We start from the raw sequence: 24,464 nt of genomic DNA, 5'->3' as shown, positions 1-24,464 counted from the left end.
TGCGCCGCAGGTGGCCGCCGTCACCCGGGTCGAGTCTGCTGACGATCACGCGTCCTCCTCCTGAAGCGCCGGCGAAGCTGACGGCACCGTCAAGCCGATGGCCCGAGCCCACAGCCGGGTCAGGTGAGCCACGGCCGCCTCCTCGTCCGCCTGCTCGCCCAGATCCAGCCACACGTGCGCGAAGTGCTCCACCATGCCGCCCAGCATGACCGCCGTCAGCCTGGGATCCAGCGCCGGGTCGGCCAGGCCCTGCTCCTGCAGCCGGCGCAGCCCGTCCGCGCCGCGCCGCACGAAGACCTCGCGGAGCTCCAGCAGCAGCCGCCCGAACCGCTCGTCGGCCGTCGCCGCGTGCTCCAGCGTCCGCATCAGGCGCGAATTGGCTGCCCAGGCGCGCAGGTAGAGCCGATTCGCGGCCTCGACGCGGGCGTACGGGTCGCCGGGCGCCGACGGGCCGACGACGCTCGCCGCGAACATCTCGCCCACCGCCGCCCCCGCCACCTCGGCGAACAGCGACTCCTTGGAGTCGAAGTAGGTGTAGAAGGTGCCGTGCGACACCGCGGCCCGCGCGCACACGTCGTCGACGCGCACGGCGTCGTACCCGTGCTCCTCGAACGCCGCGCGGCCCGCCTCCAGCAGCGCGGCGCGGGTCCGCCTGCCTCGGGACGTCAGCACGGTAGACCTGACGATCACGTCAACTACGCTAGCGGCCCGCCGCCGTTCTGAGAAGAGAGCGTCGTCCACGGCTTCCGGTGGCGTAGACGAAAGGGCCGCTCCCCAGCCAAGTGGAGAACGGCCCCGTGAAAGGAGCGGGTGTCAGCCGCAGTGGCTCCAGCCGGACTTCCAGCTGGCGCTGCCCCAGGAGCCGCCCCAGATGACGCACTTCTTGGCGCCCGCCAGGCGGACCGGGCCGGCGTAGGCGGTGAACTTGCCGGGGTTGCTCGCGCTGGCCCCGTCCTTGACCTGCAGCACGGCGTTCATCTGGACCTTGCCCGGATGGGCCAGGCGCGACAGCGTGACCACGCAGTTCTTGCCCGCCGCGGAGCTGTAGAGCAGGTAGATGGTGGCGTTGCTGCCCAGGGTGTGGGCATTGATGATCTTGTAGCCGGAGCCGCACACCTTGGCCGCCGTGTACGGGTTCGGCCTGGGGGCGGCGGTCGGCTTGACGGTGGGCTTCTTCGTCGGATTCGCCGTGGCGGAGGGGGAGGGGCTCGGTGAGCCTGTCGGGTCCGGATCCGGCTCGACGAGGTTCGTCTTCTTCTTCGTCGTCTTCGTGGGCGACGGCTCAGGACGCTTCGTGGTGGGGCGGGAGGTCGGCTGAGCCGTGGGCACCGTGACAGGGTCGGGCACCTGGGCGAGGGCGTCGTCCCCCTGCTTCTTCCTGGTGCTGGTGGGCTCGGGCTGCTCCACCTCCAGCGTCGGGACGACCGTGGGCACCGCGCCCGGCGTCTCCACGACCGCCGGCGGATCGCCTGGCTCCCCCGCGCCGGTCGTGCCCGCCGTGGGGGACACCTCGGAGGAGTTGCCCACGGCCACGATCTTCTGCGCGCCCGAGTTGGCCTGCACCACGACGGCTCCGGCCACCACCAGCAGCGCCGCCGCGGCGGCGCCTGACAGGGCGAAGGTCAGGGTGCGGCGCTGCTTCGAGGCCGCTCCGCCGTCCGGACGTCCACCGGGCCGACCCGGCTGCCCGGGTCCCCCCGGACCTCGCCCGCCGGGCCCTCCGTGCCCCTGACCGGCGTGCCCCTGACCCGGGAAGCCTTGCTGGGGGAAGCCCGGGCCTGCCGGTCCCTGGCCTGGGTGACCGGCGGGGCCTTGACCGGCCGGGAACGGTCCCGCGTGAGGGCCTGCCTGGGCCGCCCCGCCCGCCTGTCCCGGGCCGCCCTGCCGCGTTCCCGGCTGTCCGCCGTTGGGCGGCAGGCCCGGGCCTGCCGGAGCGCCCGGCACGCCGCCGGGACCTGTGTGGCCGGCCGACTCAGGGCCGTGACCCGGCTGGTGACCCGGCTGGTGACCCGGCTGGTGGCCCTGCTGGTGGCCCTGCTGGTGGCCCTGCTGGCCGTAGGCGGCCGCTTGAGGCGCGTACCCGGGGCCGCTCCGGCCGGAGGGCACGTCAGGCCCCGCCAGGGGGCCGGTGCCACCGGGGCCCGCCGCCGCGAAGGGCTGCGGGCCGGCCTGAGCGGTGGGGGAGAAGTGCGCGGTCGGGCCGGTGACCGGCTCGATGGCGGCCTTGGGCACGGGCTGGCCGGTGAGCTGGATGATCAACTGGTCGGCCGTGGGCCGCTGCGTGGGGTCCTTCGACAGGCAGGCGGCCACCAGGTCGGCCAGTGCCCCTTCCATCCCGCCGAGCTGCGGCTCCTCGTGCAGGATCCGGTTCATCACCACGGGGATGGAGTCGGCGCCGAAGGCGGGCTTGCCGGTGGCGGCGAAGACCATCGTGACGCCCCACGCGAACACGTCCGCCGTCTCGGAGACCGCCGCCGTCCCGGTGAGCTGCTCGGGCGCCAGGTAGGAGGGCGTGCCCATGGCCATGCCGGTGGCCGTGGCTCCGGGGGAGTCCAGGGCGCGGGCGATGCCGAAGTCGATCACGACCGGGCCTTCCGGGCCCATGAGCACGTTGGCGGGCTTGAAGTCGCGGTGCAGGATCCCGGCCCGGTGGATCGCCGCCAGGGCGGTCGCCGTGCTGATCGCCAGGCGTTCGAGCGCGGCGCCCCGGCGCGGCCCCTCGTTGATGACCAGCTCGCGCAGGGAGGGGCCGGGCACGTACTCGCTGACGATGTAGGGTCGGCTGCCTTCGAGATCGGCGTGGAGCACGGTGGCGGTACAGAACCTGGCCACCCGCTGCGCCACCGCCACCTCGCGCAGGAAGCGGCTCCTGGCGTCGGGGTCGGCCACCAGGGCGTGGTGCAGGAGCTTGACCGCAGCCTGCTCGCCCGAATCGGATTTGCCCAGGTAGACGATCCCCTGACCACCCTCGCCGAGCCGGGCGACAATCTCGTACTCGCCCAGCCGTCGCGGGTCGTCCGACGCCAACGGCTGGAACTGACTCACCCCGGACCCCCATAACAGAACGATCGCTGAGGCAAAACGCTACCAGCGTGACCTTTGGGACGAGGCGCGACCTGCTAGATCATTCACGTTTGACCATGACATGTCAGCGTTTCTGTGCAGGTCGTGTCCGTGTGAACGGGTTAGGTCACGGGTTGGTGAACAGTTGCGAGAACGGCCTGATCAGATCGCTTTGCCCGGATTGAGAAGTCCCAGCGGGTCGAACACGGCCTTGATCCCCTGCTGCACCTCCTGGACGACCGGCCCGGACTCGAGCGCCAGCCAGCGCCGCTTCAGCAGGCCGACGCCGTGCTCGCCGGTGAGGGTGCCGCCCAGCTCCAGCGCCCGCGTGAACACCTCGTCCGCCGCGGCCCACACCTCGGCCGGCGGCTCCGGCGTGCCGTGGTCGAAGATGAAGACCGGATGCAGGTTGCCGTCGCCCGCGTGCGCGACGGTGCAGATCCGCACGCCGTGCCGCGCTCCGGCGGCCTCGATGGCGGTGATCATGTCAGGCAGCACCGAGCGGGGCACGCAGACGTCCTCCACCAGGCACGCGCCGAGGCGCTCCTTGGCCTCGTAGGCCATCCTGCGCAGCCCGATCAGCTCCTCGGTCTCCTGCGGGCTGGAGGAGACGGCCACGAACGAGGCGCCGTTGTCGAGGCAGAGCCGTTCCATCCGCTCGGCCATGGCCTGGGCGTCGGAGGCGTCGGACTGCCCGATCAGCATGGCCATGGTCGTCGGCTCCAGGCCGATGTTGCGCCAGTCGTCGATGGCCTGCAGGGTGGCGCGGTCCAGCAGCTCCATCAGCGAGGGCTGGCACCCGGCCGCCATGATCGCCGACACGGCCGCGCCCGCGTCGCGCAGCGAGCCGAACTCCGCGGCGAACGTCGCGGGAGGCGCGACGGGCGCCCGGCGCAGCCGCACGGTGGCCGAGGTGATCACGCCCAGGGTGCCTTCAGAGCCGACGAACAGCCCCGTCAGGTCGTAGCCGGTGACGCCCTTCATCGTGCGGCGGCCGGTGTTGAGAATCCGGCCGTCGGCCAGCACGACCTCGAGGCCGAGCGCGGAGTCGCGGGTGACGCCGTACTTGACGCAGCGCAGCCCGCCCGCGTTGGTCGCCAGGTTGCCGCCGATCGTGGAGATCTCGTACGACGACGGGTCGGGGGCGTACATCAGCCCGTGCTCACGGGCCGCCCTGTCGAGGTCGGCGGTGATCACCCCCGGCTCGACCACGGCGATCTCGTCGGCGGGGGAGAGCTCCCTGATCGCGGTCATCCTGGCCAGGGAGAGGATCAGCGATCCGTCGCCCGCCGTGGCGGCGCCCGCCAGCCCGGTGCCCGCGCCGCGCGGCACCACGGGCACCCGGTGCTCGCTCGCCCAGCGCATCGTGGTCACCACGTCGTCGCGGGAGGCGGCCAGCACCACGCCGAGCGGCTTGCCCGGCTCCACGAACGTGCGGTCGCGGGCGTAGGAGTCGATCACGTCGGGGTCGGTCAGCACGCGGCCGTCGGGCAGGGATTTCACCAGGGCGTCAATGGGTCTCACAAGGCAACCTTACGGTTTGCGTGGACCGTGCCTTGAGGCCAGACTGCCCTGGGTGGAAGCCAAGTGTCCGGAGTGTGGGCAGACAGACCAGGTCGTTTCGGTGCCGGGAGCCGTCGCCGCGGGGACCACCTACCGGATCGGCCGGGTCAGGCTGCCGGGGGAGCGGCAGGTCGCGGACCTGCCCACCGCGCCCGCGCTGGGCGCCTCCAAGCACGTGATGAGCCGCACGCAGCTCGCCGTCTGGCTGTCGTTCCCCAGCCGCCACTACAACCCCTGGGCCAGGAACCAGGGCTACCTCCTGGTCGGGCTCGCCGCCCTGGTGCACCTGGTCGTGTCGCTGGTGATCGCGATGGGCAAGCACTCGAGCTGGGCGGAGGTGCTGCTCGCGCCGTTCTGCCTGACCGGGCTGTTCTGGGGGTTCGGGCTGCTGTTCGTGCTCGGCGCGCGCGGCGCCCGCAAGACCGACCACGCGGAGGGGCCGGCCAGGGAGCAGGCGCTCGCCGTCTGGGAGAGCCTCTACTACTGCGCGCGCGACAACGTCGCCTTCGAGCCGGAGGTCGGCGTCTCGTTCCATCCGAGCGAGACGCGCGAGTACATCTTCGGCTTCAGGAAGCGCAGGTAGCCCGGGTACGGAATCCGTACCCGAGCGTGTCAGGCGTGTTCCTCCGCCACCAGGCGGACGCAGACGGCCAGGCCCGTGATGGCCTGCTCCAGCTCCTCCAGGCCGGGGTAGGTGGGCGCGATCCTGATCGTGCGGTCGTCGGGGTCGTCGCCGTAGGGGTGGGTGGCGCCGGCCGGGGTCAGCGCGATCCCGGCGGCCTTCGCCTTGGCGACCACCTCGGCCGCGTGCGGCACCTCCAGGCTGACGAAGTAGCCGCCCTTCGGGCTGGTCCAGGTGGCGAGGTCGCCGAGCTCCTTCGACAGCACCCGGTCCACGATCTCGAACTTGGGCCCGATCAGCTCGGCGTGCCTGCGCATGTGCGCGGCCACGCCCTCGGCGTCGCGCAGGAACTCGACGTGGCGGAGCTGGTTGATCTTGTCGGGGCCGATCGACTGCTTGCGGGTGTTGGCCAGGAACCACGCGACGTTGGCCGGGGACGAGCCGAAGAAGGACACGCCGGAGCCCGCCATGGTCACCTTCGAGGTGGAGCCGTAGACGAACGCGCGGTCGGGATTGCCGTGCTCGGCGCAGAGCGCCAGCAGGTCGGCGAGCTCCGCCGGGGTGTCGGTGAGGTGGTGCACCGCGTAGGCGTTGTCCCAGAAGACGCGGAAGTCGGGGGCGGCGGCGGTCATCGCGGCGAGCCGGCGGACGGTCTCGTCGCTGTAGACGATGCCGGACGGGTTGCTGTACTTGGGCACGCACCAGATGCCCTTGACGCTCGCGTCCTCGGCGACCAGGCGCTCGACCACGTCCATGTCGGGGCCGTCGGCGTTCATCGGAACGGGGACCATCTTGATCCCGAACTGCTCACAGATGGTGAAATGCCGGTCGTAGCCGGGGACCGGGCAGAGGAAGGTGATCTCCGGCTCCTCGACCCAGCGGCGGGCCGCGCCCGGCATCTCGCTGAGCAGCGCGTGCACGATCGTGTCGTGCATCATCGCCAGGCTGGCGTTGCCGCCGACGACGAGCTGCGCCGCCGGCACCTGCAGCAGCGGCGCGAACAGCTCGCGCAGCTCGGGCAGGCCCTGCAGGTCACCGTAGTTGCGGGCGTCGGCGCCGCCGGCCGTGAGGTGCGACGATGGCAGCTTCAGCATGTCGTCGGAGAGGTCGAGCTGGCGCGGTGACGGCTTGCCCCTGGTGAGGTCGAGCGAGAGTCCACGCTGGACGAGGGCGGCATAGTCACGCGAGGCGTTCACGAGATCTTCTCCTCCGATCGGGTCGGATACGAAGGATAGAAGACTCGGGGCCTCGGACAGGAACCGGATGCGCCAACCGGACGCCTCAGCCGAGGAGCCGGCCCGGCGCGTTCCGCTCGACGAAGCGTTCCAGCCCGTCCATCGGCAGGCCCGGTTCGGCCGTCACGATGAGCCGGTCCACCCCGAGGTCGGCGTAGGCCTGGACGGTGCCGGGATCGAGGCGGCGGGCGGGCGTCACCGAGACGTGCAGCGAACGCCCGGCCGCCGCCGCGTGCTCGCGCACCGACGCGACCTGCTCGGCGGTGGCGCGCAGGCCCAGCATCCAGCCGTACCAGCCGTCGGCCAGCGCGGCGGCCCGCCGGTGCGCCACGCGCGAGTTGCCGCCCAGCACCACCGGCACCGGCCTGCGGACCGGCCTGGGGTAGGCGTTCACCTGCTCGAAGTCCACATGGCGGCCGTGGAAGGCGGGCCGGTCGTCCTCCCAGAGGGAGCGGATGGCCAGCAGGTACTCCTCCGTGCGGGTCCCCCGCTCGGCGGGCGGGACGCCCAGCGCGCGCAGCTCCGGCTCCAGATAGCCGGCCGCCGCGCCGAACACCAGCCTGCCGCCGCTCAGCACGTCCACGCCGGCCAGCTGCTTGGCCAGGATGAGCGGGTTGCGCTGCGGCAGCACCACGCAGCCGGTGCCAGCAGGATCCGCTCGGTACGCGCGGCCAGGAACGTCAGGCAGACCACGGGGTCGAGCATGGGGACGCCCGGGTCGAGCGGTGAGGGCTCCACCCGGGGATCCGGCAGCACCACGTGGTCCGGGGCCCAGAGCGAGTCGTAGCCGAGTTCCTCGGCCAGCACGGCGATCCGCGCGCAGCCTCGGGGGCCCGCCGTGGCCGGGCCGGCCGGCAGGTGCAGTCCGATGGTCATCGACATGCCCGCCGACACTAGGCCCTGTCCGGACGGCGCACCAGCGACGATCTCGCATGGATGCCATGTCGGCGGCACATGCCTGCCGGGCAATCTTCCCGAACGGCTTCCCGCGCGGCGATCGTTGGCGTGAAATGGGGGCATAGAGGCATGCCGTACCTCTCATGGAGGGAGCAGCCGTGACCACTGTTCGTGAGACCTCGATCGAGCGGGTCAGGCGCCGCCGCACCGGGACCGTGATCGTGTCCTGGCTGACGACCACCGACCACAAGGTCATCGGATACCTGTATCTGATCACCTCGTTCGGGTTCTTCCTCGCGGCCGGGGTCATGGCGGTGATCATCCGGGCCGAGCTGACGCAGCCGGGGATGCAGCTCGTCGGGCAGGACGTGTACAACCAGCTGTTCACCATGCACGGCACGATCATGCTGCTGCTGTTCGCCACGCCGCTGTTCGCCGGGTTCGCCAACGTGGTCATGCCGCTGCAGATCGGCGCCCCCGATGTGGCCTTCCCGAGGCTGAACGCGGTCGCCTACTGGCTGTTCCTGTTCGGCGGGCTGATGGCGGTGTCCGGCTTCTTCACGCCGGGCGGGGCGGCGGACTTCGGCTGGTTCGCCTACACGCCGCTGGCGTCGGCCACCTACTCGCCGGGCATCGGCGGCGACCTGTGGATCATGGGCCTGGCGCTCAGCGGCCTCGGCACGATCCTCGGCGCGGTCAACTTCATCACCACGATCATCGGCATGCGCGCCCCCGGCATGACGATGTTCAGGATGCCGCTGTTCACCTGGAACGTGCTGCTGACCAGCATGCTCGTGCTGATGGCCTTCCCGGTGCTGGCGGCGGCGCTGCTGGCGCTGGAGTCGGACCGCAAGTTCGGCACCCACGTCTTCGACGCCGAGGGCGGCGGCCCGATGCTGTGGCAGCACCTCTTCTGGTTCTTCGGCCACCCCGAGGTCTACATCATCGCGCTGCCTTTCTTCGGCATCATCACCGAGGTCATCCCGGTCTTCAGCCGCAAGCCGATCTTCGGCTACATGGGGCTGGTCGGGGCGACCATCGCCATCGCCGGGCTGTCGATGACCGTGTGGGCGCACCACATGTTCCCCACCGGGCAGGTGCTGCTGCCGTTCTTCTCGTTCATGACGTTCCTCATCGCGGTGCCCACCGGCGTGAAGTTCTTCAACTGGATCGGCACCATGTGGCGCGGCCACCTCAGCTTCGAGACGCCGATGCTGTTCGCGATCGGGTTCCTCATCACGTTCCTGCTGGGCGGCCTCACCGGGGTGATCCTCGGTTCGCCGCCACTGGACTTCCACGTCACCGACACCTACTTCGTGGTGGCGCACTTCCACTACGTGGTGTTCGGCACCGTGGTGTTCGCCATGTTCTCCGGGTTCTACTTCTGGTGGCCGAAGATGACCGGCCGGATGCTCGACGACCGCCTGGGCAAGGTCCACTTCTGGACCCTGTTCGTCGGCTTCCACACCACCTTCCTGATCCAGCACTGGCTCGGCGTGCTCGGCATGCCCCGCCGCTACGCCGACTACAGCGCGGGCGACGGCTTCACCACCCTCAACCAGATCTCCTCCGTGGGGGCGTTCCTGCTCGCCGCCTCGACCCTGCCGTTCCTCTGGAACGTCTACAAGACGGCCAGGAGGGCGCCGAAGGTCACGCTCGACGACCCGTGGGGGTTCGGCGGCTCCCTCGAATGGGCGACCTCGTGCCCGCCGCCCCGGCACAACTTCACGACGATGCCGCCGATCCGGTCCGAGCGGCCCGCCTTCGACCTCCACTACCCCCATGAGAAGCCGGAGGACGAGTCGACGGAAGACAGATCCGACTGAACCGGCTCTGGGCCCTTTCACGAACAAGGTCGCGGTGCTTCTGTGGAGGTGACGTTTCGCCTATCTAAGGGGATCGGCGATGACAGGCACGAAGACCCCCTTCACCCCGGAGACGGCCCCCTGCGGGAAGAAGTCCGGTGGTGAACGCCTCGTCGACGACGACGGATACGGCCTGGTGATCCGCGACCAGTTCTTCGACTGCGGTTGCCGCCGGATCCGTCACGAGTACCACGACGGCAGTATCCACCTGTCGGCCGTCCGCCATGACGGCAAGCGGGTGAAGGACCCGATCGAGCCCGACCGCGGGAGCTGACGCTCATGTTCGACGTGCTCATCGTGGGGGGAGGCGGCGCGGGCCTGCGCGCGGCCATCGCGGTCGCCGAGACCGATCCCTCGCTCACCGTTGCGGTGGTGTCGAAGGTCTATCCGATGCGCAGCCACACGGTCTCCGCCGAGGGCGGCGCGGCCGGCGTGATCGGCGTCGGCGATACCCTCGACGAGCACTGCTACGACACGATCTCGGGCGGTGACTGGCTCTGCGACCAGGACGCCGTGGAGGCTTTCGTGGCGGAGGCGCCCCGCGAGCTCATCCAGCTCGAACACTGGGGCTGCCCGTGGAGCAGGGAGCCGGACGGGCGCGTCGCCGTGCGGCCGTTCGGCGGCATGAAGCGGGTCCGCACCTGGTACGCGGCGGACAAGACCGGCTTCCACCTGCTGCACACCCTGTTCCAAACAACCCTGAAATATCAGGACATCACCCGATATGACGAGTGGTACGTCACCAAGCTCATCGTCGACGACGGCCGCGTCCACGGCGTCGTGGCCGTGGAGCTCAGGACCGGCCGCGTCGAGGCGATCGCCGCCAGGACCGTCATCCTGGCCACCGGCGGCTGCGGCAGGGTCTTCCCCTTCACCACGAACGCGGCGATCAAGACCGGCGACGGCATGGCCCTGGCCTACCGGGCGGGCGCGCCGCTGAAGGACATGGAGTTCGTCCAGTACCACCCGACCGGCCTGCCGTTCACCGGCATCCTCATCACCGAGGCGGCCAGGGCGGAGGGCGGCTGGCTGATCAACAAGGACGGCTACCGCTACCTGCAGGACTACGACCTCGGCGAGCCCACCCCGACGCCGAGGCTGCGCAGCATGGAGCTGGGCCCGCGCGACCGCCTGTCGCAGGCGTTCGTGCACGAGCAGCACAAGGGCCGCACGGTCGACACGCCGTACGGTCCGGTGGTCTATCTGGACCTGCGCCATCTGGGTGCGGGGAAGATCGACCACCGCATCCCGTTCGTCCGCGAGCTGTGCAGGAGCTACCAGAACCTCGACCCGGCCACCGACCTCATCCCGGTCCGGCCGGTGGTGCACTACATGATGGGCGGCGTCCACACCGACCTCGACGGCGCCACCCCGATCGCCGGGCTGTTCGCCGCGGGCGAGACGGCGTGCGTGAGCATCAACGGCGCCAACCGGCTCGGCTCCAACTCGCTGCCGGAGATCCTCGTCTTCGGCAGGCGGGCGGGCATCGCCGCCGCCGGGTTCGCGCGCGGCCACCGGGCCGGCGAGGCGGCCGCCGTCCGGAGCCAGGGCGCCGACGAGCGGCGGCGGCTGGACCGGGCGCGCGAGGGCGGCGGCAAGGGGGCGCGGATCGCCGACCTGCGCGAGGAGATGCAGCACACGCTGGAGGGCGCGGCGGGCATCTACCGCACCGCGGACGTGCTCGCCAAGGCCGCCGACACGCTCGCCGACCTGCGCCAGCGGGCCGCGGAGGCGCGCATGGACGACCCCAGCACGACGTTCAACACCGAGCTGATCAACCTGCAGGAACTGGACACCATGCTCGACGTCGCGCAGACCATCGTGGCCTGCGCGCATGCCAGGCAGGAGTCGCGCGGCGCACATCAGCGCACCGACTTCCCGGCCAGGGACGACGGCACCTATCTGGCGCACTCGCTGGTGCACCGGGCCCCCGACGGCACGCCGTCGGTCGGCCTGCTGCCCGTGACGATCACCCGCTGGCCTCCGGGGGAAAGGGTGTACGGCCGTGACTGAAGCCGACGCGACGATCCGGCTGGAGGTCGCCCGCTACCGTCCGGGGCAGGACGGCGAGCCGGTGTTCGAGGCGTACGACGTGCCGCTCATGACCGACTGGGCGGTGCTCGACGGCCTGGCGTACGTCAAGGACCGGCTCGACGGCAGCCTGTCGTTCCGGTGGTCGTGCCGGATGGGGATCTGCGGCTCGTGCGGCATGACCGTCAACGGCGAGCCCCGGCTGACCTGCGGCACCTTCCTCACCGAGTACGGCGAGGGGCCGGTCAGGATCGAGCCGCTCAAGGGCTTCCCGGTGATCAGGGACCTGGTGGTGGACATCGACGACTTCCTGGCCAAGCTGTCGTCGGTGCGGCCGTGGCTGATCAGGGAGGGCGAGGAGCTGCCGCTGACCACGGAGTACGCCCAGACGCCCGCCCAGCTCGACGCCTACAAGCAGTACAGCATGTGCATCAACTGCATGCTCTGCTACTCCGCCTGCCCGGTGTACGTGCTCGACCCGGACTTCCTCGGACCGGCGGCGATCGCGCTGGCGCAGCGCTACAACCTGGACTCGCGGGACATGGGTGACCGGTTCGACGTGCTCAACCTGGAGGAGGCCGTCTGGGGGTGCACGTTCGTGGGCGAGTGCACGCGGGCCTGCCCCAAGCACGTGGACCCGGCCGAGGCGATCCAGCGCTACAAGCTGACGGCCGCGCTGCGCTCGGTGCTGCCGTGGGGCAAGCGGTGACGGCCCCGGAGCGGGCCCAGGAGGCGCCTGCGGGCACGGGCGGCCCCGTGCCGTACCGGCCGCGCAGGGACAACCTCTGGTTCGCCCGCACCCGCACCTACACCATCTTCGTGCTGCGCGAGCTGACCAGCGTCTTCGTGGCCTGGACGATCGCGTACCTGCTCATGCTGGCCGACTCGCTGGTGGGCGGGACGTACCAGGACTTCATGGCGCTGGCCGCCCGGCCCTGGATGGTCGCGCTCAACGTGCTGGCGCTGGCGGCGACCGCCTTCCACGCCGTCACCTTCCTCAACCTCGCGCCGAAGGCCACCGTGGTCCGGCTGGACGGGTGGCGGGTGCCCGCCTGGATGATCCAGGGCGGCAACCACTCCGGCTGGCTGCTCGTCTCCGCGGTGATCGCCTACTTCATCCTGAGGACGCCATGAAGCGGACCCCGGAGCCGTACCTGTGGCTGCTGTTCAGCGGCGGGGGAGTGGTCGCGGCGTTGCTGCTGCCGGTGCTGGTGCTGCTGTTCGGGGTGCTCATGCCGCTCGGCGTGCTCGACTGGCCCACGGTCGAGCATCTGGGGGCGCTGCTCGACCTGCTGGTGGTCCGGCTGGCGCTGGTCGTGGTCGTGGTGCTCTGCCTCTTCCACGCGGCGCACCGGATCCGGTTCACCAGCGAGGAGTTGCTGGGCATCGCCAGGTTCGATTTGGCGGTCGCGGTGCTGTGCTACGGGGGAGCCGTCGCAGGCGGCGTCATAGCCGTGGTCCTGCTGTTGTGAAATGTCGTGGTTTGGTCACATTTCAACAACCCACTTTACGGATTCTTTAAGAACCGTCTACCGTCCCGCATTGCAACTCCCTATGGCCATGCGCCCGGCGATCCCGGGCAGAAGGGGTTACTGGTGCCTAGTAAAAAGCGCCTATTAGCCACAATCCCGGCGGTAGCCCTCCTTGGCGCCGCACTGACGGTCCCCAGCGCACAGGCGTCCTCCGTGGCGAACTACGAGCCGAGCGCCTCTGACTACTACATCAACTACGCGCCCCCGAGGGTCGAGGACACCCCCGAGGACCCGGGCGTGCCCGGCAAGAACAAGCGCTCGGCCTCCCGCGCCCAGAAGATCGACCAGAAGTTCAGCAGCGGTAACCCGGCCGCCGCCCGCGTGCTCGCGGCCCGCGAGAACCAGGCCATCAAGACGGGCCGCAACCCCGCCGACTTCATCTTCAAGAACTCCAAGCAGACCAAGACGGCCAAGCTGCTGACCCTGCTGGTCGAGTTCAACGAGAGCGCGAACGACGACTTCTCCGGCTTCAACCGGCTGCGCACCGTCGACAGCGCCCCGGACGACTGCTTCGTCGAGCCCGCCGGCACGCTGCTGAACGGCCCCCTGCACAACAAGATCCCGGACCCCGCCACGCTGCCGGCCAAGGACAACAACTCCTTCTGGGTCAAGGACTTCAGCCCCGAGCACTTCAACAAGATGCTCTACACCGACAAGGGCATCACCGAGCGGGTCCGCCCCGACCTGAAGGACCCGCGCGACGGCAAGCCCGGCATCGACATCTCCGGCTCCACGCTGAAGAAGATGTACGAGGAGATGTCCAAGGGCGCCTACTCCGTCACCGGCTCGGCCGTCGGCTGGATCAAGGCCCCGCACTCCGAGGCGTGGTACGGCGCGGCGGCCTGCGGCGGCGCTCCGCAGGACATGTCCGGCCACCCGGACAACCCGCTCGGCGCGGGCCAGCTCGCCATCGACGCGGTCGACGTGCTCGCGCAGAGCCAGCCCGGCTTCCCCTGGGCCGACTACGACATCGAGGACGTCTCCGACGCCGACGGTGACGGCAACTTCGCCGAGCCCGACGGCGTGATCGACCACCTCGTGCTCGTGCACGCCGGCAAGGACAAGTCCTCCGACGGCGGCGCCGAGGGCACCTACGCCATCTGGGCGCACTCCAGCGCGGTCGCCGGCGGCTACACGGTTCCCGGCACCGACAAGAAGATCTCCAACTACATCGTGCAGCCCGAGGACTCCGGCGTCGGCGTCTTCGCCCACGAGTACGGCCACGACCTGGGCCTGCCCGACCTCTACGACACCTCCGGCCAGGCCAGCTCCGCGGTGGACTTCTGGGACCTGATGTCGAGCGGCTCGCACTCCGGCCCGATCTTCCAGTCGATGCCCACCCACATGGGCCTGTGGGACAAGTGGGTGCTCGGCTGGGCCAACCCCAAGGTGTTCAACCCGGGTGACCGCCAGAGCCTGGTCACCGTCGGCCAGGCGTCGCGCACGCCCAAGTTCACCCAGGACGGCGTCAGGGTGAACCTGGCGTCCGCGCCGCTGCAGATGGTCGACCCGCACAGCGGGGCGAACGCCTGGTGGTCCGGCATGGACCAGGAGTGGGCCAACGTCTCGCTCGCCCGCGACGTGGCGGTGCCCGCCGGGACCGACGTGCGGTTCTGGATGTGGAACAACTACGAGATCGAGTCCGACTGGGACTTCGGCTTCGTCGAGGTGTCCACCGACGGCGGCCAGACGTGGACCCAGCAGAAGGTCTTCGACGAGGCCGGCAACGAGATCACCACGCCGGACGACTACCCGGACCCGAACAAGAACCTCCAGACGTTCGGCAACAAGAAGTACGGCATCACCGGCAACACCGACGGCTGGCGGCACGACTACGTCAACCTGACCCCGTTCGCCGGTCAGTCGATCAAGCTGCGGCTGGCGTACAACACCGACGCGGCCTTCACCCCGCGCGGCTGGCACGCCGACGACTTCGAGCTCACCAACGGCGGCGCCGCGGTGTGGAGCGACGACGTCGAGGGCGGCGAGAACGGCTGGCGGGCCACCGGTGGCACGTTCACCAACACCAGCGGCCAGGGCTGGACGATCAACAACGGCGAGCGCCAGATCGACCGGTTCTACCTGGCCGAGTGGCGCAACTTCGACGGCTTCGACAAGGGCCTGCAGTACGCCTACGACACCACGTACTCGCGTGACGGCGCGTGGAAGGTGGAGAAGGTCAAGTACAACGCACCCGGCCTGCTGGTCTGGTACCGCGACTCGACCTACACCAACAACTCGCTGGCCGGCAACCTCGAAGCACCGCCGAGCATCGGCTCGAAGGGCAGCCTCCTGCTGGTGGACTCGCACTACGACCCGCTGCGCCGCACCGGCGACGCGGCCGCCAAGGACCCGACCAGGCACAAGAACATGGAAGGCCGCACGCAGACCTCCAACGCGGCCTTCTCCTTCAAGAGCACCTACCCGCTGAAGGAGTGCCTGGAGGCCGCCGACGAGCCGTTCAGCGAGTACTGCACCGAGGTCAAGGGCCTCAAGGGCGTGTCCGCCTTCACCGACGCCAAGACCTGGTACCCGGGTCTCGAGGTGCAGGACGGCGGGCTCTTCTACCGCGACTTCGACGCCTCGGTAGTGGTCCCGAGCAAGGGCGACCAGCCCTACAGCACCCGCGTGGTGAACCTCGACGGCACCCCCGCCACCGAGTTCTACGGAACCGACATCGGCGGCGGCCACGTCCTCGGCTCCGGCAACCCCGGTGACGAGGGCAAGGCGCTGGGCGTGCAGCTCAAGCTCGTCACCCCGCTTCCCGGCAACCTGGGCGCCATCGTCCAGGTGGTCCCGCCGAAGAAGTGACCGAAGGGGCCGCCGGGTGGAGTCCCGGCGGCCCCGCCTCCGGTCGCGTCAGGCGGCCGGAGGCGGGGGGCAGTCACTGCCCCTACGATTGACGACCATGAGCGAATTGCGCACCAAGGCTGAGCACACCGAGGCGATCCGCCAGGACCGCCGGGTGGCAGTGGTGATCAACACTCGCTCCCGTCGAGGCCGCCGCCACTACTTCGAAGTGATCGAGCAGCTGCACAACCTCGGCTACGAGCCACTGGCCGAGATCGGCGTCTACAACCCCAAGCGCCTGCGCGACCTGCTCGACACCGCGCTCGCCACCGGGCCCGACCTGCTGATCGTCGGCGGCGGCGACGGCACCCTCTCCTCGGCCGTGCGCCACGTCGCCCACCGCGACGTGGCGCTCGGCGTGCTGCCGCTCGGCACCACCAACAACTTCGCCCGCAGCCTCGGCCTGCCACTCGACCTGGCCGGCGCGATCAGGGTGTTCGACACCGGCAAGGTGGCCGACATCGACCTCGGCATGGCCGACGACCGGCCGTTCGCCAACCTGGCCAGCTTCGGGGTGTCGGTCGAGGTGGCGGGCAAGGTGAAGCCGTGGCTCAAGCGGGTGCTCGGCCGGCCCGCCTACCCGCTGACCGCGCTCACCGTGCTGCCGGGGCACACGCCGTTCCGCGCCTTCATCACCGTCGACGGGCAGCGCCACGAGCTGCTCACCCACCAGCTCAACATCGCCAACGGCCGGTTCCACGGCGGCTGGCAGGTGGCGCGCGACATCAGCATCGACGACGGTCTGCTCGTCGCCTACCAGCTCGGGTCGGGCAAGAAGCTGAGGCTGCTCGTCGAGACGCTGGCACGGGCCACCACCGGCCGCTGGCGCAGCCTGGCGGGCGGGCCGTTCGTGATCGGCCGCGAGATGCTGCTGGAGACCGACCCGCCGATGGCCGCCGACGTCGACGGAGAAGTGCGCCTCCGCACGCCGATCCGGCTCCGGGTGGTGCCCAACGGGGTGCGCGTGATGGTGCCCGCCGGCTTCGAGGACCGCTAGGCGTCGGAGAGCCGGCTGTAGGCCGCCCGGAGCGGACGCGTCACGTCCGGCGGCGGGGGGAACACGCGCGGGAGGAGATCCGGCGCGGCGGCGGTCCGGCGGCGTTCGGGCGGGTGGGCGGTGCTGGCCGGGGCGTAGAAGTCCGCCAGCCGGTCGGCGAAGGGCACGTCCGCCACCTCCAGCGACTCCGCGCCCGCCGGGTCGTCGGCCAGGGCGCCGAGGAGCTGCTCGCGGGTGCGGCCGCGCCAGGCGAGCACCAGGAACGGGTCGTCGTCGAACGACTCGGCCAGCAGGTAGAGCACCGCCGACACGTGCTTGCAGGGCCATCCCCAGTCCGGGCACGAGCACGCCATGTCCAGGTCGCGGGGGAACAGGTCGGCGCCGACCGCGGCGAACAGCTCCTCGATCTCCGTCGGCATCTCCCCGGCCAGCAGCTTGGCCCGGTGAACGGCCTGGGCGGCGATCGCCTCCTCGATCGCCGCCCAGCGCTCCTCGCCGTACGCCTCGACCGCGATCGTGACCTCGTACGGCCTGGGCCGCGAGCCCTGCACGGACGCGGCGGCCAGGCCGGGCGACAGGTCGATGGACAGGACCTGGCCGGCCCGGGCATAGCGGCGGCCACGAGCCAGCCGGCCCTTGTCGCAGATCCGCTCCAGGATGTCGATGAAGCGCCTGGACCACCACGTGGAGCCGATCGAGCCGCGCTGCGTGCGGGCCCGGATCCCGCCCTCGACCCTGATGGGCTCGCCGGCGTTGAACCAGCCGTCCTTCCCGATCGGCATGATCAGCTCACCGCCTCGGCGGTCAGGCGGAACACCTCGCGCAGCTCCCCGGTGGACAGGTCCGTCAGCCAGTCCTCGCCGGCGCCGACCACGCGCTCGGCGAGCGCCTTCTTGCGCTCGATCATCTCGTCCACCCGTTCCTCCAGCGTGCCGGCGCAGATCAGCTTGCGCACCTGGACGTTCTTGCGCTGGCCGATGCGGAAGGCCCGGTCGGTCGCCTGGTCCTCGACGGCCGGGTTCCACCAGCGGTCGACGTGGATGACGTGGTTCGCGGCCGTCAGGTTCAGCCCCACGCCCGCCGCCTTGAGCGACAGCAGGAACAGCATCGGCTCGTCGTCGTGCTGGAAGCGGTCCACGAGCCGGTCGCGGGTCTTCTTCGGCAGGCCGCCGTGCAGCCACAGCACCGGCCGCTCCAGCCGCTGTGCCAGATAGGGCTGGAGCATCGTGCCGAACTCGGAATACTGCGTGAACACCAGCGCCTTCTCGCCCTCGGCCACGATCTCCTCCGCGAGCTGCTCCAGCCGGCTCAGCTTGCCCGACCTGCCCGACAGCAGGGAGCCGTCCTTGAGCAGGTGCGCGGGATGGTTGCAGACCTGCTTCAGCCTGGCCATCGCGCTGAGCACCAGGCCGCGCCGCTCGATCCCCTCACTGTCGTCGATCTTGGCCAGCATGTCGTCCACGACCGCCTGGTAAAGCGACGCCTGCTCGGGCGTCAGCGTGCACCACTCCTTGACCTCCAGCTTCTCCGGCAGGTCGGAGATGATGGAGGTGTCGGTCTTGAGCCGGCGCAGCACGAACGGTCCGGTCGCCCGCCGCAGCGCGTGCGCGGCCTGCTCGTCCTGCCGGGCCTCGATCGGCTCCTGAAACCGCGTCCTGAACCTGGCCCGCGGGCCGAGCAGCCCCGGATTGGCGAACTCCATGATCGACCACAGCTCGGCGAGATGGTTCTCCACCGGCGTGCCGGTCAGGGCCAGCCGGGTGCCCGCCGGGATGGCCCTGACGGCCTGGGCCTGCAGGGTGGAGCTGTTCTTGATCGCCTGCGCCTCGTCGCACACCACGCGCCGCCACCGCAGCCCGCGCAGCGCCTCCAGATCCCGCTGGGCGGTCCCGTAGGTGGTGATCACCAGGTCGGCGCCGCCGATCTCGCCGACGTCCCGCCCGCTGCCATGGTGGACGTGGACGCGCAGCTCCGGCGCGAACCTGGCCGCCTCCCGCTGCCAGTTGCCCACCAGCGACATGGGGCACACCAGCAGCGTGGGGGTGTCCGCCCGCTCGTGCACGAGCAGCGCCAGCGTGGTGACCGTCTTGCCCAGGCCCATGTCGTCGGCGAGGACCCCGCCGAGCCCCAGCTCCGACAGGAAGCTCAGCCACGCCAGGCCCCGCTCCTGATAGGGCCGCAGCGTCGCGTCCAGCCCGGTGGGCGTGCCGATCGGCCGCAGCCGCCGCTCAGCCTGCCCCGACAGCAGGTCGCCCAGCAGCCCGTCGGCGTCGATCTCCAGCAGCGGCAGCACGTCGTCGTCGCCCTGCACCACCTGGCGCAGGATGTCGGCCGCCGGCGCCTGCCCGGCCCGCGCGCCCTCGACGGCCTTCAACGCCGCCGCGAGCTGGCGCTCGTCCAGCTCCACCCACTGCCCGCGGACCCGCACCAGCGGCACCTTGAGCCTGGCCAGCTCGGCCAGCTCCGCCTCGCTGATCGTCTCCTCGCCGACGGCCAGCTCCACCTTGAAGTCGACCAGCTCCCGCAGCCCGAACCCCTGGCCGGTGGCCGCGCTCTGCGTCCTGGCGCGGGTGGTCAGCTTCAGCCCCAGCCGGGTGCGTCCCGCCCACCTGGGGAGCTGCACGCCGAAGCCCGCCGCCTGCAGCAGCGGCGCCGCCTGGCGCAGGAACCCGAACGCCCCCTGGGTGTCGAGCGTCAGCTCGCTCGGCTCGGCGACCCGCAACGCGCGATCGAGCTCGGGATAGAGCCGCACCGCCCGGCCCAGCCCGGCGAGCAGCTCCCGCTCGGGCCGCCGCGGCAGCCCGGCCACCGGCTCGCCGCCCCACACCTGGGCGGCGGGCACGTACAGGCTCGGATCGTCGGCCGCCTGCAACGCCAGCTCCACCCGCCAGACGTCGGCGTCGGCGTCGGCGGGTTCGGCCAGCCGGAAGCAGACCCGGGCCGCCCCGTCGGCGGCGAGGACGGACGCCCGCCAGGACGACAGCTCCTCGCGCAGCTCCGGCACGTCCTGGCAGGCGCCGTCCGGCCCGGTGAGGGCGGCCAGCCACCGCTCCCGCGGCGTCCCCGGCCGCCTGACGAGCGGCTCGTCCAGCGCGGCCCTGACCAGCGCGTCGGCGAACACCTCCAGGGCCTCGCCCAGCACCTCGCCGGACGGCCGCTCCGCGCGCCAGGCGCGGCAGGCGGGCGGCATGGCCAGGGCCAGCTCCCTGAAGTACGCCGCGTCCGCGCCGGTGAGAACCGGCTGCCACACCGCCCGGGCGTCGGCCTCCGGCGGGGCCCATGCCTCGGGCGGCCGGCCCGCGCGGGGCCCGGCGGGGACGAGCTGGGGGATGACGCGGCCGCGCCGTACGAGATCGCGGGCGAAGCCGGCGACGGCGGCCCAGTGGCGCACGGTGGCGCTGGCGGCGTGCTCGTCCACCAGGCGCAGCGCCTCGGTGACGGGCGGGACCAGCGCCTGGACCAGCCACAGTCGCAGGGAGGGGCGGGTGATCGCGGCCAGCCGACCGGTCTCGGGGGAGGGCAGCGGCTCCTTCGCGGAGCCGGGCAGCAGCAACTCCAGCGTGCGCGCCGGGCCGGCGGACGTGTCGCGCGAGAGGGCGCCGGCCAGGGTGTCCGGCGGTGCGGCGAAGGGGTGCGGGCGGGGGCTCGATCCCGCCGCCGGGCGGGGACCGACGGCGGCGTCCTCCGCCCAGAACGCGAGCCCGTCGCCTGTCCAGACCCCGTGTACGACCAGCATCCCGGCAGGTTACCCGCCGCGCCCGCAGGGCCGGGCCACTTCGGAGGTTAGGTCCAGTGGGGTACGGACTCGGGCAGAGGCGCGTTCGCCGATCTTCCGGCGGTTGCTGGAGAGCCAGTCGGACATGTCGGGCATGAGGGAAAGCTTATATAAGTGGAGAATGAAGTTGTAAGCTGAGGATATGAATACTCCGGGATCGTGGTGCGAGCGGCCCAAGCCGCAGGCTCCCTCATGCGAGCTCCCGTCCCCGTGGAGCGCGCCCAAGAAGCCCGACAACTGGTGCGAGACGCAGAAGTCGCCCGTCGTGTCGGTGCTCGGCTTCCTTCTACGCGTCGCCAAGCGCTGACCTCGGCGACCGCCCCCGCCGCCCCGCCGTGATAGAAGGCGGACTCTTCGGGTAGTCGCCTCCTCGAAGGAGGAGGCGACGTCGTGAACGACACTCACAAGCTAGTGAACGATCTGTCAGAGCAGGTCTCCCGGCTCGTGAAGGACGAGTTGCGGCTGGCCAGGCTCGAGCTCACGGAGAAGGGCAAACGCGCCGGATTCGGCGCGGGCATGTTCGGCGCGGCCGGGATGGCCGCGTTCTTCGGCGGAGCCGTGCTGGTGGCCGCCGTCGTGCTGCTCCTCGCGCTCGTCATGCCCGCGTGGCTGGCGGCCGCGATCGTGGCGGTGGCGCTGTTCGTCGTTGCCGCGCTGCTCGGGCTGGTCGGCAAGAAGAAGGTCAAGCAGGCCACGCCACCGGTCCCGGAAGAGACGATCGCGAGCGTCAAGGCCGACATCGGCGCGGTCAAGGAGGGAGCACGGCGATGAGCGAGACGGACCCCGGACAGAGCGACCAGCACGCCGGAACCGTAGGGGCACGCAGAGCCACGGTGGGCACACCGACGGACCACGAGTCCATCAACGTCCCCCCCACCAGGCCGGGCGCCGCCGAGAACGCGCACGAAGCCGAGCTCGCCCGAGAAGAGCACGAGACCTTCATCCCCGAAGCCCCCCAGACCGACGACCGCACCGAGGCGGTCGAGTCGCGGGCCGTGGAGGAGGAGTCGCTGCAGGGCGGCCAGGGACACCGCGGGACCGGCGACGGGCACCACAGAACCGGCGGGCAGGACGCCGAAACCGTGCGCGAGAGCATCAAGGAGACCCGTCAGGAGCTGGGCGAGACCGTGCACGCCCTGGCCCACAAGGCGGACGTCAAGAGCCGGGCGAGCGAGGCCGCGGCAACAGCGAAGGGAAAGGTCGGCGAGATGGCGGGTACGGCGAAGGACAGAGCGGTCGAGATGACCGAGACGGCCAAGGGCAAAGCCGCGGAGGTGGCCGGTACGGCCAAGGGAAAGGCGGCGGAGGTGGCGGGGACGGTCAAGGGCCGGGCCGCCGAGGTGAGCGGGACCGTCAAGGGCAAGGCCGCCGTGGTGGCGGACAAGGTGAACGACGTGACTCCTGAGCAGGCGAAGAAGCGCCCGGTCCTGATGATCGCGGCCCTCGGCACGGTGCTCGCCCTGGTCGTGCGCCGGGTCATGAGGCGTAACCGGAACAAGTAACCGGTGGAACGTCCCGAGCGTCCCACCGAACTGCCTCGCCGATCCTGGTGGCGGGTGATCAAACGCACCGTCGCCGAGTTCGGCAACGACCGGGTCCCCGACCTGGCCGCCTCCCTCACCTACTACGCGGTGCTGTCGGTCTTCCCCGCGCTGATCGTGCTGGTGTCGCTGCTCGGCCTGCTCGGCCGTCAGGACGCCGCCGCGGTCGTCGGCAGCCTGACGGCCCTGGCCCCGGCCGAGGTGCGCGACCTGCTCGGCCAGGGCCTGTCACAGGTGCAGAACACCAGGGCGGGCCTCGCGGCGATCATCGGACTCCTGGTCGCCCTGTGGTCCGCCTCCGGATACATCGGGGCCTTCATCAGGGCGGGCAACCAGATCTACGACATCGACGAGGGCCGTCCCTTCTGGAAGATCACCCCGCTCCGGATCGGGCTCACCATCCTGCTGGCGATCCTGCTGACCGTGGCGGCCATCGCCGTCACGCTCACCGGTGACTTCGCCCGCCTGGCAGGCGAGGCACTCGGTCTGGGCCAGACCGTGGTGACCGTCTGGGACCTGGCCAAGTGGCCGGTGCTGGCGCTGATCGCGGCCGGGCTGATCATGGTGCTCTACTGGGCGGCTCCGAACGTGCGCCAGCCCGGCGTGCGCTGGCTGTCCCCCGGCGGGCTGCTGGCCGTGCTGCTCTGGGTGCTCGTCTCCGGCGGTTTCGCCCTGTACGTGGCCAACTTCGGCTCCTACAACAAGACGTACGGCACGCTCGCGGCGGTCGTGGTGTTCCTCATCTGGCTGTGGCTGTCGAACATGGCGCTGTTGTTCGGCGCCGAGCTGGACGCCGAGCTGCTGAGGGAGCGCAACGCGGTCGCGGGCAAGCCCGCCACGCAGGAGCCGTACGCCGTGCCGCGAGACCCGCCCAAGCCCGATAACCTGCCTGAATGATCCGCGGAACCGCCGCCCTGGCAGCCCTGGCCCTCGTGACCGTCGGCTGTGGCGCCGGGTCGGCGGTCAGCGACTTCGGCACCGTCTTCACCGGCGCCAAGGGACAGACCACCCGGGTCGAGCTCGGCACCGGCCAGCGCTTCTCGCTGGCGGTGCCGGACAACGCCTCGGTCGGCGACAGCTGGGCGCTGGTGGCCGTGCCCGACCCGAAGGTGGCGTCGTACATCAGCGAGGAGCACGAGAGCGACGGCGGCGGCCCCGGCTCGGGCGGCACCACCTACTTCGTCTTCAACGCCAAGCGGCCCGGCACCGCCGAGATCCGGCTGCACAACTGCTGGCGCTGCGGCACCGGCAGGACGCCGTCCGGCGCGGACAGCGTGCGGGAGTCGGGCGAGGCGATCTTCCGGGTCACGGTGAAGAAACGCGGGTGACTTGAGACCGGGCGCCGGACGGGAGAGGCTGCCTGCCATGGACTTCATCCGGGTGCGCGCGTCCAGCGACGGCGCCGAGACGATCTCGTGGTGGACCGGCGACGTCTACGCCTGGGAGCCCGGCGGCGGCCCCCACCACCTGTTCGGCTTCGAGGGGCTCAACGTGGCCAGAGCGGTCCGGGCGGAGGACGGCTGGGAGCTGCTGACCAGGGAGGCCGCCCTCTACCTCGATCCGGTGAGCCGCGACGTCCTCGACGCGTGGGACAACCCGCTCACCGGACGGAAGGTCGAGGTGCAGCACGTCTTCAACGACCCGGTCAACCAGCGGCTCGGTGACCGCCCGGTGCCGGTCACCAGGCTGGGCGACCAGGTGGTCCTCAACGTCGACATCCGTCTCGCCTACCCCTCGCCGCTCAAGGTCGCCGACTACCCGGACAACTCGGCGGGCGACACCTACCGGGCGCTGGAGCTGTTCCAGTTCTTCGCCCGCGCCGGCGACCTCGACTCCGGCATGGCCGACGTGCCGTCGGTGTTCTCCTGGTGCCGCGTGTCGCCCTGGCTGCCGTGGATGGCGATGGCGCAGCGGCCGGGCGGGCTGATCTATCACTGCCGGGGCGGCAAGACCGTCGAGGTCCCCGAGCGGCTGCGCGAGCGCGTCGGCGAGCGTTTCCTGCACGCGCCCGAGCAGTGGTCGGGTCCCAACGTGACGAGCTGGACGGCGTACGCGGACCGGGCCGGTAAGGTCGGCCGGTGAGCACCGACCTGTTCTGCGAGATCATCGCGGGGGAGCGCCCGGCCCGCGTCGTGCACTCCGACGAGGTGTCCGTCTCCTTCCTCGACACCCGGCCCGTCTTCAAGGGGCACGTGCTCGTGGTGCCCCGAGCCCACGTCGAGACGCTCACCGACCTCGTCGACGTCGGTCCCTTCTTCGAACGGGTGCAGGCGATGGCCCGGGCCGTGGAGGAGGGCCTGGAGGCGGGCGGCACGTTCGTGGCCGTGAACAACCGCATCAGCCAGAGCGTGCCCCACCTGCACGTGCACGTGGTGCCGCGCAACCGCAAGGACGGACTGCGCGGCTTCTTCTGGCCGCGCACCACCTACGCCTCCGAGCAGGAGGCGCAGTCCTACGCCGAGCGCATCGCCAAAGCGCTGCCCGCGGGCTGAG

At 71.0% G+C, this 24,464-nt stretch carries 22 protein-coding genes and 1 pseudogene; 16 read left to right on the top strand and 7 right to left on the bottom strand.

What is annotated here, in order from left to right; genetic code table 11:
• Nucleotides 1-45: 45 nt before the first annotated feature.
• The 3 genes from V5E28_RS06605 to V5E28_RS06595 form a co-directional block, all read right to left on the bottom strand.
• Complete coding sequence (locus tag V5E28_RS06605; RefSeq protein ID WP_336205486.1) at nt 46-690, bottom strand: TetR/AcrR family transcriptional regulator; 645 nt, start codon at nt 688-690, stop codon at nt 46-48.
• Between the two features lie 123 nt (nt 691-813).
• Nucleotides 814-3,045, bottom strand: coding sequence for a protein kinase domain-containing protein (locus tag V5E28_RS06600; protein ID WP_336205485.1), 2,232 nt, complete (start codon nt 3,043-3,045; stop codon nt 814-816).
• A 180-nt stretch (nt 3,046-3,225) separates the two neighbouring features.
• On the bottom strand, nt 3,226-4,587 hold the full coding sequence (locus V5E28_RS06595) for an FAD-binding oxidoreductase (RefSeq protein ID WP_336205484.1): 1,362 nt from the start codon (nt 4,585-4,587) through the stop codon (nt 3,226-3,228).
• Nucleotides 4,588-4,687: 100 nt separating this feature from the next.
• On the opposite strand from V5E28_RS06595, the gene V5E28_RS06590 reads away from it, so the two are divergent.
• Complete coding sequence (locus V5E28_RS06590) at nt 4,688-5,209, top strand: hypothetical protein (RefSeq protein WP_336205483.1); 522 nt, start codon at nt 4,688-4,690, stop codon at nt 5,207-5,209.
• A gap of 29 nt (nt 5,210-5,238) precedes the next feature.
• Here V5E28_RS06590 and V5E28_RS06585 read toward each other — a convergent pair whose 3' ends face one another.
• The gene (locus V5E28_RS06585; protein WP_336205482.1) at nt 5,239-6,444 is read right to left on the bottom strand and encodes an aminotransferase class I/II-fold pyridoxal phosphate-dependent enzyme; all 1,206 of its coding nucleotides are present in this window, start codon (nt 6,442-6,444) and stop codon (nt 5,239-5,241) included.
• Between the two features lie 85 nt (nt 6,445-6,529).
• Nucleotides 6,530-7,359: pseudogene (locus V5E28_RS06580) on the bottom strand (TIGR03619 family F420-dependent LLM class oxidoreductase).
• A 179-nt stretch (nt 7,360-7,538) separates the two neighbouring features.
• Here V5E28_RS06580 and ctaD point away from each other — a divergent pair.
• The 8 genes from ctaD to V5E28_RS06540 all read left to right on the top strand — a co-directional run bounded on the left by ctaD (nt 7,539) and on the right by V5E28_RS06540 (nt 16,655).
• The gene (gene ctaD, locus V5E28_RS06575) at nt 7,539-9,206 is read left to right on the top strand and encodes an aa3-type cytochrome oxidase subunit I (RefSeq protein ID WP_442945780.1); all 1,668 of its coding nucleotides are present in this window, start codon (nt 7,539-7,541) and stop codon (nt 9,204-9,206) included.
• A gap of 79 nt (nt 9,207-9,285) precedes the next feature.
• The gene (locus V5E28_RS06570) at nt 9,286-9,519 is read left to right on the top strand and encodes a hypothetical protein (protein WP_336205480.1); all 234 of its coding nucleotides are present in this window, start codon (nt 9,286-9,288) and stop codon (nt 9,517-9,519) included.
• Nucleotides 9,520-9,524: 5 nt separating this feature from the next.
• Nucleotides 9,525-11,258 carry a fumarate reductase (quinol) flavoprotein subunit gene (gene frdA / locus V5E28_RS06565; protein ID WP_336205479.1) on the top strand — a complete coding sequence of 578 codons (1,734 nt, stop codon included), beginning with the start codon at nt 9,525-9,527 and terminating at the stop codon, nt 11,256-11,258.
• On the top strand, nt 11,251-11,985 hold the full coding sequence (gene sdhB / locus V5E28_RS06560) for a succinate dehydrogenase iron-sulfur subunit (RefSeq protein ID WP_336205478.1): 735 nt from the start codon (nt 11,251-11,253) through the stop codon (nt 11,983-11,985). Before frdA ends, sdhB begins: the two co-directional genes overlap by 8 nt.
• Nucleotides 11,982-12,410 carry a hypothetical protein gene (locus V5E28_RS06555; protein ID WP_336205477.1) on the top strand — a complete coding sequence of 143 codons (429 nt, stop codon included), beginning with the start codon at nt 11,982-11,984 and terminating at the stop codon, nt 12,408-12,410. The genes sdhB and V5E28_RS06555 overlap by 4 nt, the downstream gene beginning before the upstream one ends.
• Nucleotides 12,407-12,748, top strand: a complete 342-nt coding sequence (frdD, locus tag V5E28_RS06550; RefSeq protein ID WP_336205475.1) for a fumarate reductase subunit FrdD — start codon at nt 12,407-12,409, stop codon at nt 12,746-12,748. The genes V5E28_RS06555 and frdD overlap by 4 nt, the downstream gene beginning before the upstream one ends.
• 213 nt (nt 12,749-12,961) lie before the next feature.
• Entirely contained in the window at nt 12,962-15,619 is a 2,658-nt protein-coding gene (locus V5E28_RS06545; protein WP_336205474.1) for an immune inhibitor A domain-containing protein, read from the top strand.
• A 97-nt stretch (nt 15,620-15,716) separates the two neighbouring features.
• Nucleotides 15,717-16,655 carry a diacylglycerol/lipid kinase family protein gene (locus tag V5E28_RS06540; protein ID WP_336205473.1) on the top strand — a complete coding sequence of 313 codons (939 nt, stop codon included), beginning with the start codon at nt 15,717-15,719 and terminating at the stop codon, nt 16,653-16,655.
• Here the strand turns inward: V5E28_RS06540 and V5E28_RS06535 are convergent.
• Both V5E28_RS06535 and V5E28_RS06530 read right to left on the bottom strand, forming a co-directional pair.
• Nucleotides 16,652-17,437, bottom strand: coding sequence for an SWIM zinc finger family protein (locus V5E28_RS06535; protein WP_336205472.1), 786 nt, complete (start codon nt 17,435-17,437; stop codon nt 16,652-16,654). The genes V5E28_RS06540 and V5E28_RS06535 overlap by 4 nt on opposite strands.
• Before the next feature lie 2 nt (nt 17,438-17,439).
• Entirely contained in the window at nt 17,440-20,391 is a 2,952-nt protein-coding gene (locus V5E28_RS06530; protein WP_336205471.1) for an SNF2-related protein, read from the bottom strand.
• Nucleotides 20,392-20,572: 181 nt separating this feature from the next.
• On the opposite strand from V5E28_RS06530, the gene V5E28_RS06525 reads away from it, so the two are divergent.
• The 7 genes from V5E28_RS06525 (at nt 20,573) to V5E28_RS06495 (ending at nt 24,463) form a co-directional block, all read left to right on the top strand.
• Complete coding sequence (locus V5E28_RS06525; RefSeq protein ID WP_336205470.1) at nt 20,573-20,737, top strand: hypothetical protein; 165 nt, start codon at nt 20,573-20,575, stop codon at nt 20,735-20,737.
• An 83-nt stretch (nt 20,738-20,820) separates the two neighbouring features.
• Nucleotides 20,821-21,201, top strand: coding sequence for a phage holin family protein (locus V5E28_RS06520; RefSeq protein ID WP_336205469.1), 381 nt, complete (start codon nt 20,821-20,823; stop codon nt 21,199-21,201).
• Entirely contained in the window at nt 21,198-21,932 is a 735-nt protein-coding gene (locus tag V5E28_RS06515) for a DUF3618 domain-containing protein (protein WP_336205468.1), read from the top strand. The genes V5E28_RS06520 and V5E28_RS06515 overlap by 4 nt, the downstream gene beginning before the upstream one ends.
• A 54-nt stretch (nt 21,933-21,986) precedes the next feature.
• Complete coding sequence (locus V5E28_RS06510) at nt 21,987-22,868, top strand: YihY/virulence factor BrkB family protein (protein WP_336205467.1); 882 nt, start codon at nt 21,987-21,989, stop codon at nt 22,866-22,868.
• Complete coding sequence (locus tag V5E28_RS06505; protein ID WP_336205466.1) at nt 22,865-23,299, top strand: protease inhibitor I42 family protein; 435 nt, start codon at nt 22,865-22,867, stop codon at nt 23,297-23,299. Before V5E28_RS06510 ends, V5E28_RS06505 begins: the two co-directional genes overlap by 4 nt.
• A 37-nt stretch (nt 23,300-23,336) precedes the next feature.
• On the top strand, nt 23,337-24,053 hold the full coding sequence (locus tag V5E28_RS06500; protein WP_336205465.1) for a DUF1838 family protein: 717 nt from the start codon (nt 23,337-23,339) through the stop codon (nt 24,051-24,053).
• Nucleotides 24,050-24,463, top strand: a complete 414-nt coding sequence (locus tag V5E28_RS06495; protein ID WP_336205464.1) for an HIT family protein — start codon at nt 24,050-24,052, stop codon at nt 24,461-24,463. Before V5E28_RS06500 ends, V5E28_RS06495 begins: the two co-directional genes overlap by 4 nt.
• Nucleotide 24,464: the final 1 nt, after the last annotated feature.

The organism is Nonomuraea sp. LPB2021202275-12-8, assembly GCF_037044575.1.
Lineage (GTDB): Bacteria > Actinomycetota > Actinomycetes > Streptosporangiales > Streptosporangiaceae > Nonomuraea.
Note: the sequence above shows the minus strand (reverse complement) of the source record. Positions and strands in the feature narration are given on the sequence as shown.

Excerpts from the sequence above, each read along its gene's own strand:
- V5E28_RS06515 (WP_336205468.1), top strand. The coding sequence starts at position 21,198 with ATGAGCGAGACGGACCCCGGACAGAGCGACCAGCACGCCGGAACCGTA.
- frdA (WP_336205479.1), top strand. The coding sequence starts at position 9,525 with ATGTTCGACGTGCTCATCGTGGGGGGAGGCGGCGCGGGCCTGCGCGCG.
- V5E28_RS06500 (WP_336205465.1), top strand. The coding sequence starts at position 23,337 with ATGGACTTCATCCGGGTGCGCGCGTCCAGCGACGGCGCCGAGACGATC.
- V5E28_RS06570 (WP_336205480.1), top strand. The coding sequence starts at position 9,286 with ATGACAGGCACGAAGACCCCCTTCACCCCGGAGACGGCCCCCTGCGGG.
- V5E28_RS06535 (WP_336205472.1), bottom strand. The coding sequence starts at position 17,437 with ATGCCGATCGGGAAGGACGGCTGGTTCAACGCCGGCGAGCCCATCAGG.
- V5E28_RS06540 (WP_336205473.1), top strand. The coding sequence starts at position 15,717 with ATGAGCGAATTGCGCACCAAGGCTGAGCACACCGAGGCGATCCGCCAG.
- frdD (WP_336205475.1), top strand. The coding sequence starts at position 12,407 with ATGAAGCGGACCCCGGAGCCGTACCTGTGGCTGCTGTTCAGCGGCGGG.
- V5E28_RS06505 (WP_336205466.1), top strand. The coding sequence starts at position 22,865 with ATGATCCGCGGAACCGCCGCCCTGGCAGCCCTGGCCCTCGTGACCGTC.
- V5E28_RS06530 (WP_336205471.1), bottom strand. The coding sequence starts at position 20,391 with ATGCTGGTCGTACACGGGGTCTGGACAGGCGACGGGCTCGCGTTCTGG.
- V5E28_RS06525 (WP_336205470.1), top strand. The coding sequence starts at position 20,573 with ATGAATACTCCGGGATCGTGGTGCGAGCGGCCCAAGCCGCAGGCTCCC.